24 protein-coding genes are annotated in these 24,131 nt (G+C 70.4%); 12 read left to right on the top strand and 12 right to left on the bottom strand.

Features of this window, described 5'->3' with window-relative positions:
- Nucleotides 1–2 precede the first annotated feature (2 nt).
- Complete coding sequence (locus tag AB6A66_RS08925; protein ID WP_371055601.1) at nucleotides 3–644, top strand: TetR/AcrR family transcriptional regulator; 642 nt, start codon at nucleotides 3–5, stop codon at nucleotides 642–644.
- 249 nt (nucleotides 645–893) lie between these two features.
- On the opposite strand, the gene AB6A66_RS08920 is transcribed toward AB6A66_RS08925, so the two are convergent.
- From AB6A66_RS08920 to AB6A66_RS08905, 4 genes are all read right to left on the bottom strand, one after another.
- Nucleotides 894–1,412, bottom strand: a complete 519-nt coding sequence (locus AB6A66_RS08920) for a GNAT family N-acetyltransferase (protein WP_371055600.1) — start codon at nucleotides 1,410–1,412, stop codon at nucleotides 894–896.
- Between the two features lie 176 nt (nucleotides 1,413–1,588).
- The gene (locus AB6A66_RS08915; RefSeq protein ID WP_371055599.1) at nucleotides 1,589–2,305 is read right to left on the bottom strand and encodes an NYN domain-containing protein; all 717 of its coding nucleotides are present in this window, start codon (nucleotides 2,303–2,305) and stop codon (nucleotides 1,589–1,591) included.
- A 57-nt stretch (nucleotides 2,306–2,362) separates the two neighbouring features.
- Nucleotides 2,363–2,851, bottom strand: coding sequence for an N-acetyltransferase family protein (locus AB6A66_RS08910; RefSeq protein ID WP_371055598.1), 489 nt, complete (start codon nucleotides 2,849–2,851; stop codon nucleotides 2,363–2,365).
- A 25-nt stretch (nucleotides 2,852–2,876) separates the two neighbouring features.
- On the bottom strand, nucleotides 2,877–4,004 hold the full coding sequence (locus AB6A66_RS08905) for an S-(hydroxymethyl)glutathione dehydrogenase/class III alcohol dehydrogenase (protein ID WP_371055597.1): 1,128 nt from the start codon (nucleotides 4,002–4,004) through the stop codon (nucleotides 2,877–2,879).
- Between the two features lie 118 nt (nucleotides 4,005–4,122).
- Here AB6A66_RS08905 and AB6A66_RS08900 point away from each other — a divergent pair, with 118 nt between their 5' ends.
- Both AB6A66_RS08900 and AB6A66_RS08895 read left to right on the top strand, forming a co-directional pair.
- The gene (locus AB6A66_RS08900) at nucleotides 4,123–4,389 is read left to right on the top strand and encodes an I78 family peptidase inhibitor (protein ID WP_371038700.1); all 267 of its coding nucleotides are present in this window, start codon (nucleotides 4,123–4,125) and stop codon (nucleotides 4,387–4,389) included.
- 77 nt (nucleotides 4,390–4,466) lie between these two features.
- Nucleotides 4,467–6,104 carry a DUF6504 family protein gene (locus AB6A66_RS08895; RefSeq protein ID WP_371055596.1) on the top strand — a complete coding sequence of 546 codons (1,638 nt, stop codon included), beginning with the start codon at nucleotides 4,467–4,469 and terminating at the stop codon, nucleotides 6,102–6,104.
- A gap of 116 nt (nucleotides 6,105–6,220) precedes the next feature.
- On the opposite strand, the gene AB6A66_RS08890 is transcribed toward AB6A66_RS08895, so the two are convergent.
- From AB6A66_RS08890 to paaI, 4 genes are read right to left on the bottom strand one after another with little or no spacing between them, the layout of a single operon-like run.
- A complete protein-coding gene (locus AB6A66_RS08890) occupies nucleotides 6,221–6,790 on the bottom strand; it encodes a TetR/AcrR family transcriptional regulator (RefSeq protein ID WP_371038702.1) in 570 nt (189 codons plus the stop codon).
- A gap of 8 nt (nucleotides 6,791–6,798) precedes the next feature.
- Nucleotides 6,799–8,112 carry a phenylacetate--CoA ligase PaaK gene (gene paaK / locus AB6A66_RS08885; RefSeq protein ID WP_371055595.1) on the bottom strand — a complete coding sequence of 438 codons (1,314 nt, stop codon included), beginning with the start codon at nucleotides 8,110–8,112 and terminating at the stop codon, nucleotides 6,799–6,801.
- Complete coding sequence (gene pcaF, locus AB6A66_RS08880) at nucleotides 8,112–9,305, bottom strand: 3-oxoadipyl-CoA thiolase (protein ID WP_371055594.1); 1,194 nt, start codon at nucleotides 9,303–9,305, stop codon at nucleotides 8,112–8,114. Before pcaF ends, paaK begins: the two co-directional genes overlap by 1 nt.
- Nucleotides 9,302–9,733 carry a hydroxyphenylacetyl-CoA thioesterase PaaI gene (paaI, locus tag AB6A66_RS08875; RefSeq protein WP_371055593.1) on the bottom strand — a complete coding sequence of 144 codons (432 nt, stop codon included), beginning with the start codon at nucleotides 9,731–9,733 and terminating at the stop codon, nucleotides 9,302–9,304. Before paaI ends, pcaF begins: the two co-directional genes overlap by 4 nt.
- Before the next feature lie 116 nt (nucleotides 9,734–9,849).
- Here paaI and paaZ point away from each other — a divergent pair, with 116 nt between their 5' ends.
- The 3 genes from paaZ to AB6A66_RS08860 are packed head-to-tail and all read left to right on the top strand — an operon-like array spanning nucleotide 9,850 to nucleotide 13,083.
- Nucleotides 9,850–11,877 carry a phenylacetic acid degradation bifunctional protein PaaZ gene (gene paaZ, locus AB6A66_RS08870; RefSeq protein WP_371055592.1) on the top strand — a complete coding sequence of 676 codons (2,028 nt, stop codon included), beginning with the start codon at nucleotides 9,850–9,852 and terminating at the stop codon, nucleotides 11,875–11,877.
- Between the two features lie 19 nt (nucleotides 11,878–11,896).
- Nucleotides 11,897–12,712, top strand: coding sequence for a PaaX family transcriptional regulator C-terminal domain-containing protein (locus tag AB6A66_RS08865; RefSeq protein ID WP_371055591.1), 816 nt, complete (start codon nucleotides 11,897–11,899; stop codon nucleotides 12,710–12,712).
- A 32-nt stretch (nucleotides 12,713–12,744) separates the two neighbouring features.
- The gene (locus tag AB6A66_RS08860) at nucleotides 12,745–13,083 is read left to right on the top strand and encodes a DUF2794 domain-containing protein (RefSeq protein WP_371055590.1); all 339 of its coding nucleotides are present in this window, start codon (nucleotides 12,745–12,747) and stop codon (nucleotides 13,081–13,083) included.
- On the opposite strand, the gene AB6A66_RS08855 is transcribed toward AB6A66_RS08860, so the two are convergent.
- Together AB6A66_RS08855 and AB6A66_RS08850 are read right to left on the bottom strand one after the other, a co-directional pair.
- Complete coding sequence (locus AB6A66_RS08855; protein WP_371055589.1) at nucleotides 13,031–13,915, bottom strand: C40 family peptidase; 885 nt, start codon at nucleotides 13,913–13,915, stop codon at nucleotides 13,031–13,033. The two genes, AB6A66_RS08860 and AB6A66_RS08855, sit on opposite strands and share 53 nt — an antisense overlap.
- Nucleotides 13,912–15,303 (bottom strand): M17 family metallopeptidase, encoded by a 1,392-nt coding sequence (locus AB6A66_RS08850; protein WP_371055588.1) that lies wholly within the window; start codon nucleotides 15,301–15,303, stop codon nucleotides 13,912–13,914. Before AB6A66_RS08850 ends, AB6A66_RS08855 begins: the two co-directional genes overlap by 4 nt.
- A 180-nt stretch (nucleotides 15,304–15,483) precedes the next feature.
- On the opposite strand from AB6A66_RS08850, the gene AB6A66_RS08845 reads away from it, so the two are divergent.
- A complete protein-coding gene (locus AB6A66_RS08845; RefSeq protein ID WP_371038711.1) occupies nucleotides 15,484–16,137 on the top strand; it encodes a carbonic anhydrase in 654 nt (217 codons plus the stop codon).
- Between the two features lie 3 nt (nucleotides 16,138–16,140).
- On the opposite strand, the gene AB6A66_RS08840 is transcribed toward AB6A66_RS08845, so the two are convergent.
- Together AB6A66_RS08840 and AB6A66_RS08835 are read right to left on the bottom strand one after the other, a co-directional pair.
- Nucleotides 16,141–16,497, bottom strand: a complete 357-nt coding sequence (locus tag AB6A66_RS08840; protein ID WP_371055587.1) for a hypothetical protein — start codon at nucleotides 16,495–16,497, stop codon at nucleotides 16,141–16,143.
- 177 nt (nucleotides 16,498–16,674) lie between these two features.
- Nucleotides 16,675–17,697: an aspartate-semialdehyde dehydrogenase gene (locus AB6A66_RS08835; protein WP_371038713.1), complete on the bottom strand. Its 1,023-nt coding sequence runs from the start codon at nucleotides 17,695–17,697 to the stop codon at nucleotides 16,675–16,677.
- Between the two features lie 128 nt (nucleotides 17,698–17,825).
- Here AB6A66_RS08835 and AB6A66_RS08830 point away from each other — a divergent pair, with 128 nt between their 5' ends.
- The 5 genes from AB6A66_RS08830 to AB6A66_RS08810 all read left to right on the top strand — a co-directional run bounded on the left by AB6A66_RS08830 (nucleotide 17,826) and on the right by AB6A66_RS08810 (nucleotide 24,045).
- Nucleotides 17,826–18,164: a hypothetical protein gene (locus tag AB6A66_RS08830; RefSeq protein WP_371055586.1), complete on the top strand. Its 339-nt coding sequence runs from the start codon at nucleotides 17,826–17,828 to the stop codon at nucleotides 18,162–18,164.
- A gap of 95 nt (nucleotides 18,165–18,259) precedes the next feature.
- Nucleotides 18,260–19,405, top strand: coding sequence for a succinyl-diaminopimelate desuccinylase (gene dapE / locus AB6A66_RS08825; RefSeq protein ID WP_371055585.1), 1,146 nt, complete (start codon nucleotides 18,260–18,262; stop codon nucleotides 19,403–19,405).
- 145 nt (nucleotides 19,406–19,550) lie between these two features.
- On the top strand, nucleotides 19,551–21,806 hold the full coding sequence (gene rnr / locus AB6A66_RS08820; protein WP_371055584.1) for a ribonuclease R: 2,256 nt from the start codon (nucleotides 19,551–19,553) through the stop codon (nucleotides 21,804–21,806).
- A 99-nt stretch (nucleotides 21,807–21,905) separates the two neighbouring features.
- A complete protein-coding gene (locus AB6A66_RS08815; RefSeq protein ID WP_371055583.1) occupies nucleotides 21,906–23,261 on the top strand; it encodes a lytic murein transglycosylase in 1,356 nt (451 codons plus the stop codon).
- 7 nt (nucleotides 23,262–23,268) lie between these two features.
- Nucleotides 23,269–24,045 carry a sulfotransferase family protein gene (locus AB6A66_RS08810; RefSeq protein ID WP_371055582.1) on the top strand — a complete coding sequence of 259 codons (777 nt, stop codon included), beginning with the start codon at nucleotides 23,269–23,271 and terminating at the stop codon, nucleotides 24,043–24,045.
- Nucleotides 24,046–24,131 lie beyond the last annotated feature (86 nt).

Raw genomic sequence — 24,131 nt, 5'->3', positions numbered from 1 at the left:
CGATGAACGCATCCTCGAGCACGCCGCGGAAGGGCCGGAAATACGACCAGGTGCTCGAAGGCGCGCGCAAGGTCTTTCTCAGCGACGGGTTCGAGGGCGCGAGCGTGGACGACATCGCCCGCGCGGCGGGCGTCTCCAAGGCGACGCTCTACAGCTACTTCGCGGACAAGCGGCTTCTGTTCATGGAGGTGGCCAAGCGCGAATGCGCCCACGCCGCCGCGGAGTCGCTCGAACTCGTGGAAACCACGGCGCCGCCGCGTTGCGTGCTTCCCGTCGCGGCGCGCAAGATGCTCGGCTTCATGCTTTCCGATCTCGGCCAGCGCGTCTACCGCATCTGCGTGGCCGAGGCGGACCGCTTCCCCGAGCTCGGGCGCGAGTTCTACGACTGCGGGCCGGCGCTCGTCCGCGACCGCATGAAGCGCTACCTCTCCGATGCCTGCGCGCGGGGCGAGCTCGAGATCGACGACGTCGACCTCGCCGCCGACCAGTTCGCGGAGCTCTGCAAGGCCGACCTGCACCCGCGCATGGTCTTCGGCATCAAGCGCAGCTTCACCGAAGAGGAAGTGCAGCGCGTCATCGACGGCGCGGTCGAGACCTTCATGGCGCGCTATGGGCGTCACGATTCTTCTTCCGAAAAATCATGACAGGTTGGAGGGAAGAAGAAGACGTTCCCTATTATCCACCAGACAATGCGGGAGGCCGTCCAACCTGCGTTCGGCCGCTTGGCGGACTTTTCATCACCAGTAAGTCTGTCAGGGGAAAGGGGAACCTCGGTCAAAAGCCGATTTGTGCAACAGAGCCGCTCTGTAGGGCAAAGTGGTCCAGCTGGGCATTCGCACCAACAGGCTTGCGGACTTAGGAGACAGTCGGGGCAAGAACGATGTGGGCTCCGACTAAAGCGGCTTCTCCATGATTACGAGATGACGCGCGATCTCTGGATCTTGCACACTGGCAGGGTCAAAAGGAGCTTCCTCAAAACCCCGAGATTCATAGAACGCGATCGCTTCCCGAAGTCCGCTGCTCGTGTCGAGATAAAGCGCCGAAAGGCCCATCTCTCGGGCTTCTATTTCGAGTCGGTCCAGTAATCGTCTGGCAAGCCCGGTACGCCTGGCTTGCGGCCGCACGAAGAGCCGCTTTATCTCCCCCTTCCCATTGGAAAGCCGGTGCAAGAGCACCATGCCGATCAAGTCTCCCTCTCGACTCCTGGCAACGATAAAGCGGCCATCAGGTTCAAGAAATTCGTCAGTTTGCTCGACAGTCTGGCGAAGTTGCTCCTCTGGGTCGACAACCTGCCCGGTCGCCTCCTTATGACGCGCCACGGCACAACCCAGATATTTCCGTTTCATGTAGATCCAACCGGGCACGTCGGCCAGATCCCTTAACACTTCAATCCGGATCTCGTCGGCAGTCATCACATCCCCCCAGTTTTTGAGCCTAGCAGTTCTTCTCCCTCACCGGAACGGCGGCAACGGGCTCGCAGCGGACCTTCACCCTGAAAGGATCAGGGCCACCGAAGGCCCCACGCGTGTATCGCATCCGACGGCCGATGACCTCGCGGGCCAGCGAAGAGTTCGACCCAGAACCTTCGTCAGTCCACCCGCCGAACGAGAAGCTGGTTGCCCGGCCCCTTCTTCGTCTCGAACACCTTCAGGTCCGCGACGAGGTCCGAAAGCTTCCGCTTGCCATAGGTCCGCGTGTCGAAATCCGGGTAATCCGCCTGGATCTGCTGGCCGATGCGCCCCAGCGGGAACCATTCGTCCTCCTCCTGGTCGATCTTTTCCATCGCGTCGAAAAAGAGCTGCCGCGCCTCCGAAAGCGTCTGGCCGCTCACCTCGCGGGTCCGCGACGGGCCGGTGTCCTCCGGCGCGATGTTCTCGATCGCCACGAAGCGGTTGCAGGCGTTCTTCAGCGCGTCGGGCGCCTTGGCCTCGCCGATGCCGATCACGGTCAGGCCATGTTCCCTGATGCGGCTGGCGAGACGGGTGAAGTCGCTGTCCGAGGACACCAGAACGAACCCGTCGAACCGGCCGGCATGGAGAATGTCCATCGCGTCGATCACGAGCCCGATGTCAGAGGCGTTCTTGCCCCTCGTGTTCGCCGTCTGCTGGTGCTGCACCAGTCCGAGCTCCTGCGCGACACGGGTCCAGCCGGCAAGCCGCTGGTTCGACCAGTCGCCGTAGACCCGGCGAAGCCCGGGCTCCCCGAAGGTGGTGATCTCCTTCAGGATCTGCTTGGCGTGTTTCGCCGGCACGTTGTCGGCGTCGATGAGAACGGCCAGAAGCGGGGTGCGGTCGGGGCTGGGCAAGAAGGTCCTCCATTTTCCGGCAATGTCGCCGATACGGGCGGCGGGCACAATGTGTCCTCAGAGCCGGCGATGCATCACCAGCGCATCCACCAAGCCTTCCGCCGGGTGCCGGAACGCTTCCGGCAGGCGTCCCACCACCGTGAAGCCCGCGCGGTCCCATGTCTCTATCGCGCGGGTGTTGGTGGCGACGACGAAATTGAACTGCATGGCGCGGAATCCGCGCGCCCGCGCCTCCTCGAGGGAATGGGCAAGCATCTTCCGCGCCACGCCCCGGCCTCGCGCCCAGGGCGCCGTGCAATAGCCCGCGTTGGCGACATGGCCGCCGCCGCCTGGCTGGTTGGGCTTCAGGTAGTAGGTGCCGAGGACGCGACCCTCCTCCTCGGCCACGAAAGTCTCCGCGCCGGGCGGGCGCCAGTAGGCGAGGGCGCCTGCGCGTCCGCCCCGCGGATCGGCGACGAGGCTGTCGCCCGCCTCGATCACGGGCTTCAGGATCGCCCAGATCGCGTCGTCGTCGGCCGCGATTGCCGGGCGGATCGCGAGCGCCATGCGGGAAGGCTCCCGGGCGAACGCGTCAGTAGACGACCACCGAGCGGATCGACTCGCCCGCGTGCATGAGATCGAAGCCCTTGTTGATCTCGTCGAGCGAGAGCGTGTGCGTGATCATCGGATCGATCTCGATCTTGCCGTCCATGTACCAGTCGACGATCTTCGGCACGTCGGTGCGCCCGCGCGCGCCGCCGAAGGCCGTGCCCTTCCAGACCCGGCCGGTCACGAGCTGGAAGGGACGGGTCGAGATCTCGGCACCCGCGGGCGCCACGCCGATGATCACCGACTCCCCCCAGCCGCGATGGGTGCATTCCAGCGCCGCGCGCATGACCTGCACGTTGCCGGTACAGTCGAAGGAGTAGTCGGCGCCGCCGATCTGGTCGGCCTTCGTCTTGGTCAGATCCACGATTGCCTGCGTGACGTTCTCGACCTCGTTCGGGTTGACGAAATGGGTCATTCCGAAACGCTCGGCCTGGGCGCGCTTGTCGGGGTTGATGTCCACCCCGATGATCATGTCCGCGCCGGCGAGGCGAAGTCCCTGGATCACGTTGAGCCCGATGCCGCCCAGCCCGAAGACGGCGGCCTTCGCCCCGATCTCGACCTTGGCGGTGTTGATCACCGCGCCGACGCCGGTGGTCACCCCGCAGCCGATGTAGCAGACCTTGTCGAAGGGCGCGTCCTCGCGGATCTTCGCCACCGCGATCTCGGGCAGGACCGTGTGGTTGGCGAAGGTCGAGCAGCCCATGTAGTGGTGCAGCACATCGCCATCCAGCGTGGAGAAGCGCGAGGTCCCGTCGGGCATGAGGCCCTGGCCCTGCGTCGACCGGATGGCGGTGCACAGATTGGTCTTCTGGCTCAGGCAGGACGGGCACGCGCGGCACTCGGGCGTGTAGAGCGGGATGACGTGATCGCCCGGCTTCACGCTGGTGACGCCCTCGCCCACCTCGACGACGATGCCCGCCCCCTCGTGGCCCAGGATCGACGGGAAGAGGCCCTCGGGGTCCGCGCCCGAGCGCGTGAACTCGTCGGTGTGGCAGATGCCGGTGGCCTTGATCTCCACCAGGACCTCTCCGGCCCTCGGCCCCTCGAGGTTGACGTCCATGATCTCCAGCGGCTTGCCGGCCCCTAGGGCCACGGCGGCTTTCGTGCGCATGCGCTCCTCCCCTGCTGTCGCGCCACCAGCCTGTGGCAAGCGCGCGGCCATTTCAACTCGGCATCGACATGTCGTGAGGCTTCCGCGACACTCCCCATGCAGGGAAAAGGAGACCGCCATGCCAGGACGCCTTGCCGCATTTTCGCTCCTGCCGCTCGCGCTGGCCGCCTGCGGGCCCGCGCCCGGCGACCCGGGGGACGCGTGCGGCGCCTCCACCATGCAGTTCCTCGTGGACCGGCCCGCCAGCATCCTGGACGGGGTGGCGCTGCCGGAAAACACGCGCGTGCTGCGCCCGGGCCAGCCCGCCACGATGGATTTCCGCCCCGACCGGATGACCATCACCGTGGACGAGGCGGGCCGCATCGTGCGGGTGGACTGCGTCTAGGACAGGGCCGGGCCTCGACTCGCCGGCCGACTCGGCCTAGATCAGGGCGAGAACATACAAAGAACATCCTTTCGGTCATGTCCCCGCGGCGCATCTTGTCGATCTGGTTTCCCCGGCTCGCAGCCGAGCGGCTGCTGCGGCTCGGCGCATCCTGTCCCGACAGCCCCTTCGCGGTGGTCCGCGACGCGCGGCAGCGCCAGGTGCTCGCCTCGGTCTCGGCGGCGGCCGAAGCGGCGGGGCTTTCTCCCGGCCAGCCGCTCGCCGACGCCATGGCGGTCTGCCCGGGCCTCGTGACACGGCGCGAGACCCCCGCGGCCGAAGCCGCCTTCCTCGCCGCGCTGCGCCGCTGGGCGGAACGCGTCTCGCCCTGGATCGCCGAGGAGCCGCCCGACGGGCTCGTGGCCGACATCACCGGCTGCGCCCATCTCTTCGGCGGCGAGGCGGGGCTTCTCGACCGGATCGTGCAGGATTGCGCGGGCTTCGGCCTGACGGTGCGCGCCGCCATCGCCGACACGCGCGGCGCGGCCTGGGCGCTCGCGCACCACGCCGGGGCGGCCGGCGCGCCGCACCGCTCGGGCGACGAGATCCGCCAGGAGGCACGCGCCACCCGCGCCACCGCCGCCAGACGTCCCCGCAACAGGCCCGCCGCGCCAGCGCCGCAGACAGGCTGCATCGCGCCGCCCGGACGGACGCACAGCGCGCTCGCCGCGCTGCCGGTGGCCGCGCTCCGGCTGGAGCCGGACACCGCCGAGGCGCTCGCCCGGCTCGGCCTGCGCCGGATCGGCGATCTGGCCGGCCAGCCGCGCGCTGCGCTCGCGCGCCGCTTCGGCCCTGCCCTCGTCACGCGTCTCGACCAGGCCTTCGGCGCGGCGCCAGAGCCGGTCTCCCCGGCCGCGACCCCACCGCATTTCGCCGCCCGCCTCACCCTGCCCGACCCGATCGGGCTGGAGGCCGACGTGATGGCCGCGCTCAACCGGCTGCTCGAGCGTGTCTGCGCGCGGCTCGCGACGGCCGGTCGGGGCGCGCGGCGGCTCCGGCTCGAGGCGATGCGCGCCGACGGAACGCACGAGACGGTGGAGGTCGGCCTCGCCCGCCCCGCCGCCGACCCCGACCGCATCCGCCCGCTCTTCGCGCTGAAGATCGGCGGGATCGAGGCGGGCTTCGGGATCGACGCGCTGCGCCTCGAGGCCACGCTGACCGAGCCCGTGTCCGCGCGCCGTCCCTGCGGCCATCTCGACGCGGGCGCGGCCGCGCGCCGCGACGCCACGCCGGAGGGCGCGCTCGAGGACCTGATCGACCGGCTCGGCGCGCGCATCGGGCTCGAGGCGATCACCCGCCGCCACCCGGCCGGAAGCCACGTCCCCGAGAAGACCGCGACGGTGCAGGCCGCCGCCTGGACAGGGCCCTTCGACAGCCGCTGGCCCGCGCCCCCCGCGCCGCGCCCGCTCGCGCTCTGGCGTCCCGAACCGGTGAACGCACCCGAAACCCCCGGGCCGCCCGCGCGGTTCCGCTGGCGCGGGCGTGACCTCGCCACCGCCGCCGCCGAGGGACCCGAGCGGATCGCGCCCGAATGGTGGCTCGACGATCCCGACTGGCGCACCGGGCAGCGCGACTACTGGCGGGTGACGACCTCGGCAGGCGACAGGCTCTGGCTCTACTACGCCCATGGCGGAACCATGTCGCCGGGCTGGTTCTGTCACGGCGCCTTCGCGTGAATGCCGCGCGTCATCGGCTTCTTCTTGGCCCCAATACTCCCGCCGGAGGCCGGCCGCCGCAGGCGGCCCCGGCAAGGATGTCCCGGCGCAGCCGGGTCCGCCGGGACGCGCCCGGCTCAAAGACCGCGCACACCCCCGAGCACCATGTCGGCGGCAAGATCGGCGTAATCCTCGCGCGACAGGCCCTTGCCGGGCCGGTGCCACATGTAGACCCAGTTGAGGATGCCGAAGACCGACATGGTCACCGCGCGCAGCCGGTCGGCGTCGAGCCCCGGCGCCTCCGCGGCGACAGCCTCCGACATCTCCCGCACCACGCGGCGCTGCGCCGCCACGAGCGGCGCCTTCATCTCCTCCGGCAGCGTGGCGAGGGCGTCGAGCTGCAGCTTGTGCTCGGCGTCGGCGTCCTCGTAGGCGGCGAGAAGGGCCGCCATCAGCGCCCGAAGCCCGCCCGGGCGCGCCGCCTCGGCGCGCTCGGCAAGCTCGGTCAGATGCGCCTCGAGGATGTCGAAGAGCAGCGCCTCCTTGCTGTCGTAATAATGGTAGAGCAGCGCCTTCGAAACGCCGCAGTCGCGCGCCGCGCCCGCCATGGAGGCGCGGTCGTAGCCGTGCCGCGCGAAATAGCGCGCGGCCCCCTTGCGCAGCGCCGCGCGCTTGGCATCGTGATCGCGTGCGAGCCCCCGTGCCACCGGCCGCGTCAGCCGTCCTTCGGGCGGTTGTCCACGATGCGCACGGCCTTGCCCTGGCTGCGCGCGACCGAACCGGGGTCCGCGACCTCCACCACCACGGTCACGCCAACCACGCTCTTGATCTTGTGCCGCAACTCCTGGCCCGCGCGCATCCGCGCCTCGGGTTCGGCCGCCAGGGCGGTGCATTCGCATTTCACGCGCATCTCGTCCTTGTGGCCCACGCGGTCGAGTTCCAGCTGGAAATGCGGCGCGAGGCCCTGCACCGTCATCAGCTGCTCCTCGATCTGGGTCGGGAACACGTTGACGCCGCGCAGGATGATCATGTCGTCGGAGCGCCCCGTGATCTTCTCCATGCGCCGCATCGCACGCGCGGTCCCCGGCATCAGCCGCGTGAGGTCCCGCGTCCGGTAGCGGATGATCGGAAACGCCTCCTTGGTCAGCGAGGTGAACACCAGTTCGCCCCGCTCGCCGTCCGGCAGCACCTCGCCCGTCGCCGGGTCGATCACTTCGGGGTAGAAATGATCCTCCCAGACATGCAGCCCGTCCTTCGTCTCGACGCATTCGTTGGCGACGCCCGGGCCCATGACCTCCGAGAGCCCGTAGATGTCCACCGCGTGCATGTCGAAGGTCTCCTCGATCTCGCGGCGCATGGCGTCGGTCCAGGGCTCGGCGCCGAACACGCCCACCTTGAGCGGCGAGTGGCGCGGGTCGAGGCCCTGGGCGTGATACTCGTCGATGATCGAAAGCGCGTAGGACGGCGTGACGGTGATGCCGTCGGCGCGGAAATCCTCGATCAGGCGGACCTGCCGCTGGGTCATGCCGCCCGATATGGGTACGGTGGTCAGCCCCAGTTTCTCGGCGCCCAGATGCACGCCGAGGCCGCCGGTGAAGAGGCCGTAGCCATAGGCGTTGTGCAGAAGGTTCCCGCGCCGCAGACCCGCCGCCCGGAGCGAGCGGGCCACCACCGTGCCCCAGACGTCGAGATCGTTTGCGGTATATCCCACCACCGTCGGCTGGCCCGTGGTTCCCGAGGAGGCGTGGATGCGCGCCACCTGCTCACGCGGGACGGCGAACATGCCGAAGGGGTAGTTGTCGCGCAGGTCCGCCTTCACGGTGAAGGGGAACTTCGCGAGGTCCGACAGCTCGTTCAGGTCGTCGGGATGGACACCGGCCGCGTCGAAACCCGTCTTGTAGAACGGCACGTTCTCGTAGGCGTGGCGCAGCGACCATTTCATGCGCTCGAGCTGCAGCGCCGCGATCTCGTCGCGCGAGGCGGTCTCGATCGGTTCGAGGTCTCCGGGCTTGGGCGAAAGATCTTCCATCACACGGCCTCCAGCAGCAGCGAGATTCCCTGTCCCACGCCGATGCACATCGTGCAGACGGCGCGCCTTGCCCCGATGTCGCCCATGCTGATCGACGCGGTGAGCGCGAGCCGCGCGCCCGACATCCCCAGCGGATGGCCGAGCGCGATGGCGCCGCCGTTGGGGTTCACGTGCTCCGCGTCGTCGGGCAGGCCGAGATCGCGCAGCACGGCGAGCGCCTGGCTCGCGAAAGCCTCGTTGAGTTCCACGAGATCGATGTCGCCGATCGACAGCCCGTGCCGCTCCATCAACTTCTTCGTCGCGGGCGCCGGCCCCATCCCCATGATGCGCGGCGGAACGCCCGCGGTCGCCATGCCGGCGATGCGCGCGCGGGGGGTGAGCCCGTATTTCTCCACCGCCGCGGCGGAGGCCACGATCAGCGCGGCCGCCCCGTCGTTCACGCCCGAGGCGTTGCCTGCCGTGACGGAGCCATCCTCGCGGAAGGGGGTATGAAGGCTCGCCAGTTTCTCGATCGAGGTCTCGCGGGGGTGTTCGTCGCGCGTGACTTCCACCGGCGGGCCCTTGCGCTGGGGCACCGCGACGGGCGTGATCTCGCGCGCCATCCGCCCCGACCCGATCGCGGCCATGGCGCGGGTCTGCGAGCGCAGCGCGAAGGCGTCCTGGTCATGGCGCGCGACGTTGAAATCCGCCGCCACGTTCTCGGCCGTCTCCGGCATGGAGTCGACGCCGAAGCGCGCCTTCATCTCCGGGTTCACGAAGCGCCAGCCGATGGTCGTGTCGTGGATCTCGGCGTGGCGCGAGAAGGCGCTTCCCGCCTTGGGCATCACGAAGGGCGCGCGGCTCATGCTCTCGACGCCGCCCGCGAGCACGACCTCGGCCTCGCCCAGCCGGACGGCGCGCGCGGCCATGCCCACCGCGTCGAGGCCCGAGCCGCAGAGCCGGTTGACGGTGGTGCCCGGCACCTCCTCTCCGAGCCCGGCCAGAAGGGCCGCCATGCGGGCCACGTTGCGGTTGTCCTCGCCGGCCTGGTTGGCGCAGCCCATGATGACCTCGTCCACCGACAGCCCGGGAAAGGGCGCGACGACCTCGCGGATGACATGGGCCAGCATGTCGTCGGGCCGCACCGACGAAAGCGCCCCGCCGAAGCGGCCGATGGGGGTGCGAAGCCCCTCGCAGAGATAGGCGTCGGTCATGTCTCCTCCTCGAAATGCTGCCCCTGGATCTGGCGGGAATGGCCGCGGAACTGCGCCACCTCGCGCCCGTCGGGGGCGGTCACCGCAACGTCGTAGATGCCCGACCGCCCGGCGCGGCTCACCTCGCGGCAGACCGCACTCAGCCGTTCGCCCTGCCGGCCCGGCGACAGGAAGGTGACGACGTTCATCTGCGCCACGACATTCGTGTTGTAGCTGTTGCAGGCGAAGGCGAAGGCGCTGTCGGCGAGCGTGAAGATGTAGCCGCCGTGGCAGATGTCGTGCCCGTTCAGGTGATGGTCCTGCACCTCGAAGCTGAGCGTCGCGGTGCCCGGACCCACGGCGTCGAGCGACATGCCGAGCCACTTCGACGCGCGGTCGTTGGCCCACATGGCCGCGGCGCTCTTCTCGGCGCGTTCCTGAGGCGTCATCGGCCCCTCCTCCCCTGATCGGCCGCACGATGCACATAACCGACCGGGCGGTCAAGAGTGTTGATTTCCGCCGCCGCCGCCCCCATGCTCTCCGCGACATCCGGAGGAGGTTTCCCATGCTCGCACCCGAAAGCTACGCCGCCGGCCACTGGGTCGCGCCAGGGCCTGAGGCCCGCCCGATCCTCGGCCCCGTGGACGGCCGGCAGATCGCCCGCGCCGGCGGCGCCGATCTCGACTTCCAGGCGATGATCGACTGGGCAGTGCAATCCGGCGGCCCGGCGCTGCGCGCCATGACGTTCCACGAGCGCGCGAAGATGCTGAAGGCGCTCGCGACTTACCTGAACGAGCGGAAGGAGGAGCTTTACGCCCTCAACCCGCTCACCGGCGCCACGCGCCGCGACGGCGCGGTGGACATCGACGGCGGCATCGGAACGGTCTTCGTCTTCGCCTCCAAGGGCCGGCGCGAGATGCCCGACGGGCACGTCTATCTCGACGGCGCGGTGGAGCAGCTGTCAAAGGGCGGAAGTTTCCTCGGCCAGCACGTCGCGGTGCCGCTTCGGGGCGTCGCGGTACAGATCAACGCCTTCAACTTTCCGGTCTGGGGCATGCTGGAGAAGCTCGCGCCGACGCTTCTGGCGGGGATGCCCGCCATCGTGAAGCCCGCGACGCAGACCTGCTACCTGACCGAGGCGTGCTTTCGCATGATCGTAGAGTCGGGGATCCTGCCCGACGGCGCGGTGCAGCTCGTCGTCGGCGGCACGGGCGACCTGCTGGATCGCCTCGGCCCGCAGGACGTGGTGAGCTTCACGGGCTCGGCCGACACGGCGGTGAATCTGCGATCCAATCCCAACCTGATCCGTCGCTCGGTGCGCTTCCACGCCGAGCAGGACAGCCTCAATGCCTCGATCCTCGGCCCTGACGCGGTACCCGGCACGCCCGAGTTCGACCTGTTCGTCAAGGAGGCGGCGAACGAGATGACGACCAAGGCGGGGCAGAAATGCACCGCCACGCGCCGCATGATCGTGCCCGAGGCGCAGCTCGACGCGGTGGCCGAGGCGCTCTCCGAACGGCTTGGCAAGACGACGGTGGGCGACCCGGCGGCCGAGGGCGTGCGCATGGGCGCGCTCGCCTCCGCCGACCAGAAGGCCGACGTGCTGGAGAAGATCGCAGCCTTCGCCCACGAGGTGGAGCGCGTCTGCGGCGACCCGGAGCAGTTCGAGCTCTCGGGCGCCACCCATGAGGGCGCGTTCCTGCCGCCCATGCTCTTCCGCTGCCCCGACCCCGATTCGGCCTCTGCCGTCCATGCGGTGGAGGCCTTCGGCCCGGTCTCCACGCTCCTGCCCTACCGCGATCCGGCCCATGCCGCGGCGCTCGCCAATCGCGGCGAAGGCTCGCTCGTGGCCTCGGTCATCACCCACGATCCGGAGGTCGCGCGGGAGATCACGCTCGAGGCCGCGGCCTGGCACGGCCGGCTCTACTTCAACGACCGCGACTCGATGAAGGAATCCACCGGTCACGGATCGCCGCTTCCGCACATGGTCCATGGCGGGCCGGGCCGCGCGGGCGGCGGAGAGGAGCTTGGCGGCGTGCGCGGCGTGCTCCACTACATGCAGCGCACCGCGGTGCAGGGCAGCCCCGATATCCTGACCGCCATCGGCGGCCAGTGGGTCCGTGGCGCGGCGGAGAAGACGGGGCCGGCCCATCCCTTTCAACGGACCTTCCACGAGCTTCGGATCGGCGAGACCATCCACACCGAAGAGCGCGAGGTCACGCTCGAGGACATCGAGCATTTCGCCGAGTTCACCGGGGATACCTTCTACGCCCACATGGACGAGGACGCGGCGCGGGCGAACCCCTTCTTCCCGGGCCGCGTGGCGCACGGCTACCTGCTCCTGTCCTTCGCCGCCGGCCTCTTCGTGCAGCCCGACCCGGGCCCGGTGCTCGCCAACACCGGGCTCAACGCGCTGTCGTTCCAGAAGCCTGTGAGCCCCGGCGACCGCGTGAAGGTGCGCCTGACGGCCAGGCGCAAGACCCGCCGCACCGACGATTACGGCGAGGTCGCCTGGGACGTGGCGATGACCAACCAGGAGGGCGAGCAGGTCGCCAATTACGAGCTTCTCACGATGGTTTCCTATTCCCGCTGATCCGGGGTAGAGCGCGGGGATGGACCCGCTCGCCCCCGTCATCGCCGCGCTTCACGCCGAAAGCCGCCCGCGCGTCTGGTCGCTCGTCATCACGGTCTTCGGCGACAGCGTCCAGCCGCGCGGCGGCAGCATCGCCACGGTGCGCCTTCAGCGTCTGATGGAGCGTGTCGGCGTCACCTCCGGCACGCTTCGCACCGCGCTCTCGCGGCTGCGCCGCGACGGCTGGGTCGAGACCGAGCGCACGGGGCGTCACAGCCGCTACCGGCTGAGCGCCGAGGGGCTCGCCCGCTTCGCGCCCGCGACCGCGCGGATCTATGCCCCGCCGGTGACGGCGCCCGTCACGGAATGGACGCTCTGCCAGGGCTGCGAGGAGGAGGCAGGGTTCCCGGTCGCCCCGGGCCTCCGGCTTCTGCCCGGCAAGGCGCCGGAGGGCGCCACCCTCGCCGTCACCGGGCAGCTTTCCGCCCTCGCGCCCGGGATGCGCGAGGCGCTCTTGCCGCCCGAACAGCAGGCCGCGATCGCCGCGCTTCTCGCGGACGTCGCCGCACTCGACGGGCCGGAGATGGGGCCTCTCGACGCCGCCGCGGCGCGCACGCTTCTCGTGCACCGCTGGCGGCGGCTGGTGCTGCGCTGGCCCGAACCGCCCGCGGAACTTCTGCCCGAGGCGCTGCGACCCCGGGCGGCGGCGAGCCCGCGCGCCGCGGTCGCGAGGATTTATCACGCGCTGACCCCCGCCGCCGACGCGTGGTTCGACACCCCGCTCGACGACGTGCCGCCCATGCCGCCCGCTGGGCCGGCGACGGCCGCACGCTTCGGCGGGCCAGCGCAGGCTTGATTTGTGACGCGAAGGGCGCAAATCTTCTGCAGATGAACTCCTTCACGCCACTGCACGCCGCCGGCGCGCCCGACCGCATCGCCTTCGACCGCGCCGAACTGGGCGTGATCCTGTCGCTCTACGGCCGCATGGTCGCCGCCGGGGAGTGGCGCGACTACGGCATCTCGACGCTGCGGGAGGCCGCGATCTTCTCGGTGTTCCGTCGCACCGCGGAACACCCCCTCTACCGGATCGAGAAGCGGCCGAAGCTGCGGGCCCGGCAGGGACAATACGCGGTGATCGGCATGGACGGCCGCATCCTGAAGCGCGGGCACGACCTCAAGACGGTGCTCCGGGTCCTCGAACGAAAGCTGATCCGGGCGGTGGAGTAGCGGCTCGGCCGAGACGCTTGCGCGCGGTCACCGGCCCGTCGCCCTGCGCCTCGATCCGGGCAAGGGCTTCCCGAAGCGGTTCTTCGGTCACGGCCATGTGGTGGGCGTTGGCGTGGAGGAGCGTCTCAGGGTCCGCCACCCAGGCCACATGCCCTTTCCAGAACAGCAGGTCGCCCCTGCGAAGCGGCGCGTCTTCCCCGAGCGGCCTGCCCAGCGCCGCCTCCTGCATGTCGCTGTCGCCGGGGCAGACGATGCCGCAGGCGGTGCAGGCGATCTGGACGAGCCCGGAACAGTCGATGCCCCATGCGGAATTCCCGCCCCAGAGGTAAGGCGTGCCCAGAAGCCGGGCGGCGACGGCGACCGGATCGGCCTCGGGCGTGTCGAGCGGTGCGAGATGGCAGGACGGCACGAAGCCACCGGGCGTCTCGGCGAAACGCCCGGAGACGCCGGTGACGACGACGCGCGCGCCGAGGCTGAGCGCCCTCCGCTCGCGCCGCTTCATGTCCGCCGCGGGGTAGAGATGCGTGGCCCTCGCGGCGACCCTGTGAGTGGGTCGTGCCGGCGCGCCCAGCGCGTCCTCCGCGACGTATCCCACGTAGCCGTCCGTCGCCGCCTGGACGAAGGCCCAGCCCTCCCGGCGCTCGTAGACCGTGACCGCCTCGCCGAAAAGAAGCTGCCGGTCCCGCGCGCCCCCCGGCGCGGCGAGGAGGTCCGCCAGCCCCGCCGTCACCGAGGCCGGTTCCCCCTCGACGAAGCGCGGCGCGGCCACACGGCCGGCCAGATGCGCCGCCGCCACGCGGGCGTTGACCGGCGTGGTGCGGCGGTCGCTCACAGCCCGAGCGCGCCGGGCAACGCGTCGAAGAGCGCCCGCGCGCCCTGCGCGGCACCGCCGCGGGGGCGGCCGGGCGCGGATTTCGGCTGCCAGCCGTAGATGTCGAAATGGGCGTAGGTCCCGGCCTGCTCCACGAAGCGGCGCAGGAAAAGCGCGGCCGTGATCGATCCCGCGAACCCGCCCGAGGGCGCGTTGTCGAGATCGGCGATGCCGGGCTCGATCATCGTCTCGTAGGGGTCGTGGAAAGGCATCCGCCACACCGGGTCGGCCAGCCGCGCGCCCCCATCCAAGAGCGCCCGGGCCAGCCCGTCCGAGCCGGTGTAGAACGGCGCGAGGTCGGGCCCCACTGCCACGCGCGCCGCGCCGGTCAGCGTCGCCATGGAGACGACGATCTCGGGCGCCTCCTCGTCGGCGAGCGCCAGCGCGTCGGCGAGCACCAGCCGCCCTTCCGCGTCGGTGTTGTTGATTTCCACGGTCAGCCCCTTGCGCGAGGTCAGGATGTCGCCCGGCCGCATCGCGTGGCCCGCCACCGCGTTCTCGACCGCCGGGATCAGCACCCGCAGGCGCACCGGCCAGCCCGCGTCCATGATCATCCGCGCGAGGCCGAGCACCGTGGCCGCGCCGCCCATGTCCTTCTTCATCAGCGCCATGCCCTGCGCGGGCTTGAGGTTGAGCCCGCCCGTGTCGAAACAGACGCCCTTGCCCACCAGCGTCAGCCTTGGCCCCGTCTCGCCCCAGGACATGTCGACGAGGCGCGGCTCCTCCGGTCCCGCCCGACCCACGGCGTGGATCATGGGCAGGTTGGCCGGCGCCAGCGCCTCGCCCCGCGTCACCGTCATGCGGGCGCCGAATTGCCCGGCAAGCTCGGCACAGGCCGCTTCCAGCGCGCCCGGCCCCATGTCTGCGGCCGGCGTGTTCACGAGGTCGCGGGCAAGCGCCTCGCCGGCGGCGAACCGCTCCACCCGCGCGGCGTCCACGCCCTCCGGCGCCACGAGGCGGCGCGGCTTCGGCGGTTCCGACCCCGCGCGGTACCGGTCGAAACGGTAACCGGCGAGCAGCCAGCCCAGCGATTCGGCCTCGGCCGTCCCGGCGGGGAGCGGCGCGGCAAGGCGGTAGTCCCCCGGCGGCAGGGCGCCCGCCGCGGCGGCCAGCGCGAAACGCTCGCGCCGCCGCTGCGCCGGCGTCCCGTACCCCGCGGCCGCGGCCGCGGGCGCGCCATCGGGTCCTGGCAGCAGCAGCGCCTCGCCGAGGCCGCCGCCGAATCCGGCCGCGCGCGCCCAGGCCTGCTGCGTCTCGGGCAGGCCGGCGCGCCACGTCTCGATCTCGTCGCACTGCACGAGCCAGAGCGGCAGCGCCGCGGCGTCCGCTGGGGCGAAGGCGAGTGTCATGGGCGCGATCCTCCTGCGATGGGCGGCGTCAGCCTAGCGGCGCGTCCGCCGCCCGCAAGGGGTTGCGGCGCGGCGCGGCATGACGAAGGATTGCGCGCGACGGAAAATTCCGCTCGAATTCGGTCGTCAAAGGGCGTATCGGCGGTGTCCGACCGCGCCCCGGGGAGGCCCAGCCGCACCATGAAGACCCGCGCCACGCCGCTGCCCGCCTATCTCGTCCAGCGCTATCACGGCTGGAAGGCGACCGGCTACGCCCAGAACCGCGCCTGGTACAAGCACCTCGCGCGCGAGGGCCAGCACCCCCGCGCCATGGTGATCTCCTGCTGCGACAGCCGGGTCCACGTCACCTCGATCTTCGGCGCGGACCAGGGAGAGTTCTTCATCCACCGCAACGTCGCCAACCTCGTGCCGCCCTACGAGCCGGGCGGCCATCATCACGGCACCTCGGCGGCGGTGGAATACGCCGTGAACGCGCTGCATGTCGCGCACCTGATCGTGCTCGGACACTCGAACTGCGGCGGGGTGCAGGGCTGCATCCAGATGTGCCGGGGTCATGCGCCCGAGCTGGAGGATGAGTCGAGCTTCGTGGGCCGCTGGATGGACATCCTTCGCCCCGGCTGGGAGCGCGTGAAGGACGAAACCGACCCCGAGGCGCAGGCCCGCGCGCTGGAAAAGGCAGCGGTGGTGATCTCGCTGGAGAACCTGATGAGCTTCCCGTTCGTGTCGGACGCCGTCGACGCGGGACAGCTCAGCGTCCACGGGCTCTGGACGGAGATCGGGGAGGGCGCGCTGGAATCCTACGATCCACACGCGGGCGGCTTCCGCCCGCTCTGACGGTCAGTTGAGGAACTCGCCCGCCGCGTCAGAGCCCGGCAGCGCGACCACGCAAGGGCGACCCAGACGCGCCGAGAGCGCTGCAAGCGGCACACCCAGAAAGGAGGCGGTGCAGATCGCCCGCCCGCTCGCCGCGCCGATCACCGTGAGCCGGCCGCCCCGGATCGCGAGCTTCAGCCCCCGCGCCGCAAGTTCCGCACGCAGCGCCTGCCAGCTTTCGGCCTCTTCGAAAAGCGGGGCGAGGTGCGCGCGCAGAAGCGTCGCGGTCTCGCAATCCATCTCTGCGCCGTCATGGCGCCACCGGGTGAAGAGATCCTCTTCCGCGCGGTCGGCGGCGTCCTGCCTGCCGTCAAGATCCATGGGCGCCGGCCTCGTTTTCCTGCCTCGTGTCACGTCTGCCTCGCACCGCCGCGGGTTATCGCTCCCGCTTACGGTAGGGGCAGAGTAGCGCGGCAATGAGGCCCAAAACAGGAAACTCGGCGGCGACGTGCCACGTCGCCGCCGCAAGGCCGCATTTCTGCAACGCGATCGGCGGCTTCAGCCTTTCTTCAGGCAGCGGCTGCCCAGCAATTCGGCGATCTGCACGGCGTTGAGCGCCGCGCCCTTCCGGAGATTGTCCGACACGACCCAGATGTTGAGCCCGTTGTCGATCGTCGGGTCCTGGCGGATCCGGCTGACGAAGGTGGCGAAATCGCCGACGCACTCGACCGGCGTGACGTAGCCGCCGTCCTCGCGCTTGTCGATCACCATGATCCCCGGCGACTGGCGCAGGATGTCGCGTGCCTCGTCCTCGTCGAGGTGCTCCTCGAACTCGAGGTTGATCGCCTCGGCGTGACCGACGAACACCGGCACCCGCACGCAGGTCGCCGTGACCTTGATCGCGGGGTCGACGATCTTCTTCGTCTCCGCCACCATCTTCCACTCTTCCTTGGTGGACCCGTCCTCCATGAAGACGTCGATATGCGGGATAACGTTGAAGGCGATCTGCTTCTGGAACTTCTTCGGCGCGATCTCGTCGGTCGGGTTGTAGACGGCCTTGGTCTGGTCCCAGAGCTCGTCCATCCCCTCCTTCCCGGCGCCCGAGACCGACTGGTAGGTCGAAACCACCACCCGCTTGATGCGCGCACGGTCGTGCAGGGGCTTCAGCGCCACCACCATCTGCGCGGTGGAACAGTTCGGGTTGGCGATGATGTTCTTCTTCGCGTAGCCGTCGATGGCGTCGGCGTTCGCCTCGGGCACGATGAGCGGGACGTCGGGGTCCATGCGGTAGAGCGACGAATTGTCGATCACCACGCATCCGGCCTTGGCGGCCCGCGGCGCGTAGGTCTTCGTGGCGTCCGAGCCGATGGCGAAGAGCGCCATGTCCCAGCCCGTGAAATCGAACGTGTCGAGGTCCTGGGTCTTGAGCGTGCGGTCCCCGAAGCTCACCTCGGTGCCCAGCGAGCGGCGGCTCGCAAGCGCGGCGACCTCGTCGGCGGGAAACTCCCGCTCGGCGAGGATGTTGAGCATTTCGCGGCCCACGTTGCCCGTGGCCCCCACGACGGCGATCCTGTAGCCCATCCGGCTCTCCTTTCCCGGCCGGCGCCCGCATCGGGCGCCGCGCAATCGGCGGCGTGATACAGGAACGCCGCGCCGGGTGGAAGGGCCGGGGATGGCGCATGGGCGCGCGGGACGCTATACGGGCGGCCATGAGCCGCGCCGACCACGATGTTTTCATGTTGCTCGTCGAGGTGGGCCGAAAGCCCGGCGACGGGCTGCCCGACGCGGCGAGCGGCGCCGCGCTCGTCTGCTACGCGTCGGGCGTCGACGAGGCGGAGGCGGTGCGCGAGACGGTGGCGGTGCTGCGCCAGGCGGGCCTCGCGCCCCTCGATGTCACCGCCTACGGCACCGCCGCGGAACGCCGCGCCGCCGGTCATGACATCCCCGCCGAGGAAGAAGACCTCATGGCGCGCGCCCGCGACGAGAACGCCGTCATCGTCGCCCAGATCACGCCGCTTCACGACGGGGCGTCCGCGACGGAAGACTGAGCCGGAACCGGGCCGCGCGGGCATCGTCGCATTTGCCCTCGCCCGCGATCCGCGCTAGGCGCCCAGCGAGTTCGACCTGCCGCGGAGCGACGCACATGGCCACCGATCCAGCCCGCCTGACCGCCGACCTGGTCCGCTGCCCCTCCGTCACGCCCGAGGAGGGCGGGGCGCTCGCGCTGCTCGAGTCGCTGCTCTCCGGGGCCGGCTTCCGGTGCGTCCGGGTCGACCGTGGCGGCGTCGCCAATCTTTTCGCGCGCTGGGGCGAGAAGGGCGCGGCGCGGAGCTTCGGCTTCAACGGGCATACCGACGTGGTGCCGGTGGGCGACGAGGACGCCTGGTCGGTGCCGCCCTTCGCCGCGGAGGAGCGGGACGGCGTGCTTTACGGGCGCGGCGCCACCGACATGAAATCAGGCGTGGCCGCCTTCGCCGCCGCCGCGGTGGATTTCGTGCAGGAGACCCCGCCCGAGGGCGGCGCGATCGTCCTCGCCATCACCGGCGACGAGGAAGGCCCGGCGGTGGACGGCACCGCGGCGCTTCTGGACTGGATGGCCGCCGAGGGCGAGGCGATGTCGGTCTGCCTGGTGGGCGAGCCCACCAGCCGCGAGCGCCTCGGCGACACGGTGAAGATCGGACGGCGCGGATCGCTCAACGCCGTCTTCACGGTGACCGGCGTGCAGGGGCACGCGGCCTACCCCCATCGCGCGAAGAACCCGCTGCCGGCGATGGCGCGGCTGATGGACCGTCTGGCCTCGGCCGAGCTCGACGGCGGGACGGAGCATTTCGACCCGTCCACCCTCGCTGTCGTGACCATCGACACCGGCAACCCCGCCACCAACGTGATCCCCGCAGCCTGCCGCGCCACGGTGAACGTCCGCTTCAACGACCGCCACACGGGCGAGAGCCTGTCCGCCTGGCTCCGGTCCGAGGCGGCGGCGGTGGCCGAGACCTTCGGCGTCGGCATCGATCTGCGGATTTCCGTCTCTGGCGAGGCGTTCCTGACGCCCCCCGGGCCGTTCTCCGATCTCGTCGCGCGCGCGGTCGAGGCGGAGACCGGCGTCACGCCGGAACTGTCCACCTCCGGGGGCACCTCTGACGCACGCTTCGTCAAGGATCACTGCCCGGTGGTGGAGTTCGGCCTCGTGGGCAAGTCCATGCACCAGGTTGACGAGCATGTGCCGCTTCCCCACATCCACAGCCTGAAGGCGGTCTACGCGCGGATCCTCCGCGACTTCTTCGCCTGATCCTTTCACCGGGGCCGCATCGCCCGATGCGCCTTTTGCCAGACCACCGCGCCACCGCAGCCGCCCGGCGCCCGCGCCCCGCCCGGGGACGGCCAGGCCGCCATTTCGCGATGACGCCTTTCCCGCGACGTGATACGCCGAGCCCATGACCACACTTCCCTCCAAGGACGAGATCCTGCGCTGGATCGAGGAGCACCCGACGCTCAATTCCAAGCGCGACATAGCCAAGGCCTTCGGCCTCAAGGGCGCCGAACGGATCGACCTCAAGCGCCTGCTCAAGGAGCTCGAGGCCGAGGGTCATCTCGAGAAGCGCAAGAAGACCTACCGCGACCCCGAAAGCCTGCCGCCGGTGACGGTGCTGCAGGTTCTCGCGCCGGACGCCGACGGCGACCTGTTCGCCCGCCCGCTGGAATGGCACGGCGAGGGGGTGGAGCCGCGTGTCCTTTTCGTCCCGCGCGCGAGCGATCCCGCCCTCGGCGAGGGCGACCGCATCCTGGCGCGCCTCACCCGCGTGAAGGGCGGAGAGCACAATTACGAAGCGCGCCTGATCCGCCGGATCGGATCGAACCCGCGCCGCGTTCTGGGCATCTTCCGCGCGCGGGCCGAGGGCGGGCGGATCCTTCCCATCGACAAGGGCGACGGCAAGGAGTGGACCGTGGCGCAGGGCGCCACGCTGGGCGCGAAGGACGGCGAACTCGTAGAGGCCGAACAGGCGGGTCCGGCGGGCCGCATGGGCCTGCCCCGCGCGCGCATCCTGGAACGGCTGGGCGACCCTTCCGCGCCCAGGGCCGTCTCGCTCATCGCGATCCACCAGCACGGCATCCCGCACGACTTCCCCGATGAGGTGGTGGAGGAAGCCGACCGGATGAAGCCCGCCGGGCTCTCCGGCCGCGAGGACCTGCGCGAGCTGCCGCTCGTCACCATCGACCCGTCCGACGCGCGCGACCACGACGACGCGGTCTGGGCCCATGCCGACGACGACCCGAAGAACGCGGGCGGGCACGTCATCTGGGTCGCTATCGCCGACGTGGCGCATTTCGTGCGGCCCGGTTCCACCCTCGACCGCGAGGCGAAGAAACGCGGCAACTCCAGCTACTTTCCCGACCGCGTGGTGCCGATGCTGCCCGACCGGCTGTCGGGCGATCTCTGCTCGCTGCACGAGGGCGTGCCGCGCCCGGTGATCGCGGTGCGCATGCAGATCGACACCGCCGGGCGCAAGATCTCGCACCGCTTCCAGCGCGGGCTGATGCGATCGGTGGCCTCGCTCACCTACGAGCAGGTCCAGGCCGCCGAGGACGGCGCGCCGGACGACAGGACCGGGCCGCTGGTGGACGAGGGCGTTCACCCCCTCTTCGCGGCCTACCGCGCGCTCGTCCGGGCGCGCGAGGCGCGTCAGCCCCTCGACCTCGACCTGCCCGAGCGCAAGGTGGAACTGTCCGAGGAGGGCAAGGTCGTCTCGGTGAACTTCCGCGACCGGCTGGACGCGCACCGCCTCATCGAGGAGTTCATGGTGCTGGCCAACGTGGCCGCCGCCGAGACGCTGATCGCGCGCAAGTCGCCGCTGCTCTTCCGCGTGCACGAGGAGCCCTCGCCGGAGAAGCTCGAAAGCCTGCGCGACACCGCCGAGGCCGCGGGCTTCACGCTGGCCAAGGGCCAGGTGCTGAAGACCGAGCACCTCAACCGCCTGCTCGACCAGGCGGCGGGAAGCGACGAGGCCGAGCTCATCAATCTTTCCACCCTGCGGTCGATGACGCAGGCCTATTACTCGCCCGCGAATTTCGGGCATTTCGGGCTGGCGCTGCAATCCTACGCGCATTTCACCTCGCCGATCCGCCGCTACGCCGACCTCGTGGTGCATCGCGCGCTCATCACCGCCCATGGCTGGGGCGACGACGGGCTGTCGCGGGAAGAGATCGACCGGCTGGAGCAGACCGCGACGCACATCTCCGAGACCGAGCGGCGCTCGATGATGGCCGAGCGCGACACCAACGACCGCTACCTCGCCGCCTACCTGTCGGACCGGGTGGGCGCGGAGTTCACCGGGCGCATCAGCGGCATCGCGCGTTTCGGCGTCTTCGTGAAGCTCGACGAGACCGGCGCCGACGGGCTCGTGCCGATGCGCGCGCTGGGGCACGAGTATTTCCACTTCGACCGCGACAGCGGCACGCTCATGGGCGCGGACAGCGGCACGAAGATCTCGGTGGGCCAGAGGGTCACCGTCCGCCTGACGGAGGCCGCGCCGGTGACCGGCGGGCTCGCGCTCGAACTGGTCGAGCTCGAGGACCGGAAGATGCCGCGCCCCTCGGCGCCGCGGGGCAAGCCGCCGAAGCGCAAGGCCCAGCGCGCCCGGCACAAGGACGCCAAGACCAAGCGCAAGGTCACGCGGAAGGCGCGCCGCTAGGCAAGCGCCCGCCGCTCGCCGGCGGCCCGGCGACGGGCCGCTTTCGGAACCGGCGGGTTCGCGCTATTGTCGGGGAAAACATAGCGAGCCGAGCAGCCCATGACCCGTCTCCGTTCCGCCGGCCTTCTTGCGGCCGCGACACTGCTTCCCGTTCCAGCAGGCGCGGGCCCCGACGCGTCGCCCCGCCCCGAGGCACGCGCCGCCGCCGCGCTCACCACGGAGCTTCGGCCCGCGATAGCCGTGTTCCTGCCGGGCACGTCGCTGCGGCCGCGCCACCGGCCTGCCGACCTCGTGACCGTCGCGACGGAGAACAGGATGCCCGTGCCCGCCGCCAAGGACGCCGCCTTCCGCGACTGGATCGGCGGGTTCCGAGCCCGCGCCCGGGCCCAGGGGATCCGCGACGATGTGTTCGACGCGGCCTTCCGCGGCGTGCGCTACGACGCCGCGATCATCGAGCGTGACCGCAACCAGTCGGAGTTCACCAAGACGATCTGGGACTACCTCGACAGCGCCGTCTCCGAGACGCGCATCCGCAACGGGCGCGCCGCGCTCGAGCGCCACGGCGCCACGCTGGCGCGCATCGAGGCGCGCTACGGCGTCGAGAAGGAGGTCGTCGCCGCGATCTGGGGGTTGGAATCGGCTTACGGCACATTCCGGGGCGAAACCGACGTGATCGAAGCGATGGCGACGCTGGCCTTCGACGGCCGCCGCGGCGCCTTCTTCGAGGAGCAGCTCGTGGCCGCGCTGAAGATCCTGCAAAGCGGCGACACCACCGCGCGCAACATGCGGGGCAGCTGGGCCGGGGCGATGGGCCACACCCAGTTCATGCCCACCTCCTACCTCGCCCATGCGGAGGATTTCGACGGCGACGGCCGGCGCGAGATCTGGGGCGAGGATCCGACCGACGCGCTCGCCTCGACCGCCGCCTACCTGAAGCATTTCGGCTGGGTGAAGGGCATGCCCTGGGGCGTCGAGGTAAAGCTTCCGCAAGGCTTCGACTACCGCCTCGCCGACCGCGAGATCCTGAAGATGCCGTCTGACTGGGCAAGGCGCGGCGTGGTCGGCATGGACGGCCGCCCGGTGCGGGATTTCGGCGCGGCCTCGGTGCTGCTGCCGGCAGGATCGAAGGGTGCGGCGTTCCTGATCTTCAAGAATTTCGAGGTGCTGGAGCGCTACAACACCGCCGACGCCTACGTGATCGGCGTGGGCCATCTTTCCGACCGGCTGCGGGGCGGGCCGCCGTTCCGGGGCGGCTGGCCGCGGGGCGACCGGGCACTCACCTACGACGAGCGCAAGGAGATGCAGCGCCGGCTGACCAGCGCGGGGTTCGACACGCAAGGCGTCGACGGCCGCATCGGGCCGCTGACGATCGCGGCGGTGCGCGCCTTCCAGCAGTCCCGCGGCATCGTGCCCGACGGCTACGCCTCGCTCGCGCTGCTCGAGCGGCTGAGATGAGCCGCCAATGACCCAGGCGCAACACCCGTATCCGGGACTTGGCCTCGCGAACAGACTGATCGGCGGCACGGCGAACCGCCTGACGCCATTCTACCGGCGCCACCCCTATCGCGGCGACCTTTGGTGGAGCGAGGTCGACATGCGCGTCGCGGTCTGTCCGCAGACCGGCTTCCTCTACAATCGTCTTCCGAAGAACGCCAACAGCACCGTCACGAGCCTTCTTGCGAACCGCATCTTCGGCCCGGACGACGCGGTCTCGCCGAAGCATCGTTTCGTGAGGCCCTCCCGGCTTTCGGCGGCGCAGGTGCGCGCGGTCGAGACCGACTATTTCAAGTTCGTCATCTTGCGCGACCCCTACACGCGTACGCTTTCGGCGTTTCTCGACAAGGTCATGAAACCGCGCACGCAGCGACGCGGCCCGTGGCGGTGGTTCGCGCGGCACGGCATCGAGACACCGAGCTTCGAGGACTTCTGCAAGTATCTCGACGATGGCGGGCTGCATGCGGACAATCACTGGGCGCCGCAGGTCGATGGGCTGGTATTGCCGCTGGATCGCTTCGACATGGTTGCGCGTCTGGAGGCGCTGCAAGCCGATCTCGACACGATTCACCGCAGGCTGTTCGGCGCGCCGCTCGGCGAATTGCAGCGCAAGGGCCCCAAAAGCACCGGCGCCGAAGGAGAGATCGCCCGGCATTACACCCCACATGCGGCGGAGATCGTGTCGCGGCTCTTCGCGCGTGATTTCTCGGAACTGGGCTACCCCGTGCGGGACGTCACGGCCTGACAGGGCAAGAGCGCAGGGCGCGCGCGACCTTGTGGAAAGCCCGGGCGACTGCCACAGTGTGCCGCGAACGAAGGGGGCACGTCATG

The organism is Rhodosalinus sp. K401 (genome assembly GCF_041365735.1).
Classification (GTDB): domain Bacteria; phylum Pseudomonadota; class Alphaproteobacteria; order Rhodobacterales; family Rhodobacteraceae; genus Rhodosalinus.
Note: the sequence above shows the minus strand (reverse complement) of the source record. Positions and strands in the feature narration are given on the sequence as shown.

Bases quoted from the DNA above. Each gene is read 5' to 3' on its own strand.
- AB6A66_RS08925 (WP_371055601.1), top strand. From the start codon at position 3: ATGAACGCATCCTCGAGCACGCCGCGGAAGGGCCGGAAATACGACCAG.
- AB6A66_RS08920 (WP_371055600.1), bottom strand. From the start codon at position 1,412: ATGACTGCCGACGAGATCCGGATTGAAGTGTTAAGGGATCTGGCCGAC.
- AB6A66_RS08910 (WP_371055598.1), bottom strand. From the start codon at position 2,851: ATGGCGCTCGCGATCCGCCCGGCAATCGCGGCCGACGACGACGCGATC.
- AB6A66_RS08905 (WP_371055597.1), bottom strand. From the start codon at position 4,004: ATGCGCACGAAAGCCGCCGTGGCCCTAGGGGCCGGCAAGCCGCTGGAG.
- AB6A66_RS08900 (WP_371038700.1), top strand. From the start codon at position 4,123: ATGCCAGGACGCCTTGCCGCATTTTCGCTCCTGCCGCTCGCGCTGGCC.
- AB6A66_RS08895 (WP_371055596.1), top strand. From the start codon at position 4,467: ATGTCCCCGCGGCGCATCTTGTCGATCTGGTTTCCCCGGCTCGCAGCC.
- paaK (WP_371055595.1), bottom strand. From the start codon at position 8,112: ATGGAAGATCTTTCGCCCAAGCCCGGAGACCTCGAACCGATCGAGACC.
- pcaF (WP_371055594.1), bottom strand. From the start codon at position 9,305: ATGACCGACGCCTATCTCTGCGAGGGGCTTCGCACCCCCATCGGCCGC.
- paaI (WP_371055593.1), bottom strand. From the start codon at position 9,733: ATGACGCCTCAGGAACGCGCCGAGAAGAGCGCCGCGGCCATGTGGGCC.
- paaZ (WP_371055592.1), top strand. From the start codon at position 9,850: ATGCTCGCACCCGAAAGCTACGCCGCCGGCCACTGGGTCGCGCCAGGG.
- AB6A66_RS08865 (WP_371055591.1), top strand. From the start codon at position 11,897: ATGGACCCGCTCGCCCCCGTCATCGCCGCGCTTCACGCCGAAAGCCGC.
- AB6A66_RS08860 (WP_371055590.1), top strand. From the start codon at position 12,745: ATGAACTCCTTCACGCCACTGCACGCCGCCGGCGCGCCCGACCGCATC.
- AB6A66_RS08850 (WP_371055588.1), bottom strand. From the start codon at position 15,303: ATGACACTCGCCTTCGCCCCAGCGGACGCCGCGGCGCTGCCGCTCTGG.
- AB6A66_RS08845 (WP_371038711.1), top strand. From the start codon at position 15,484: ATGAAGACCCGCGCCACGCCGCTGCCCGCCTATCTCGTCCAGCGCTAT.
- AB6A66_RS08840 (WP_371055587.1), bottom strand. From the start codon at position 16,497: ATGGATCTTGACGGCAGGCAGGACGCCGCCGACCGCGCGGAAGAGGAT.
- AB6A66_RS08835 (WP_371038713.1), bottom strand. From the start codon at position 17,697: ATGGGCTACAGGATCGCCGTCGTGGGGGCCACGGGCAACGTGGGCCGC.
- AB6A66_RS08830 (WP_371055586.1), top strand. From the start codon at position 17,826: ATGAGCCGCGCCGACCACGATGTTTTCATGTTGCTCGTCGAGGTGGGC.
- dapE (WP_371055585.1), top strand. From the start codon at position 18,260: ATGGCCACCGATCCAGCCCGCCTGACCGCCGACCTGGTCCGCTGCCCC.
- rnr (WP_371055584.1), top strand. From the start codon at position 19,551: ATGACCACACTTCCCTCCAAGGACGAGATCCTGCGCTGGATCGAGGAG.
- AB6A66_RS08815 (WP_371055583.1), top strand. From the start codon at position 21,906: ATGACCCGTCTCCGTTCCGCCGGCCTTCTTGCGGCCGCGACACTGCTT.
- AB6A66_RS08810 (WP_371055582.1), top strand. From the start codon at position 23,269: ATGACCCAGGCGCAACACCCGTATCCGGGACTTGGCCTCGCGAACAGA.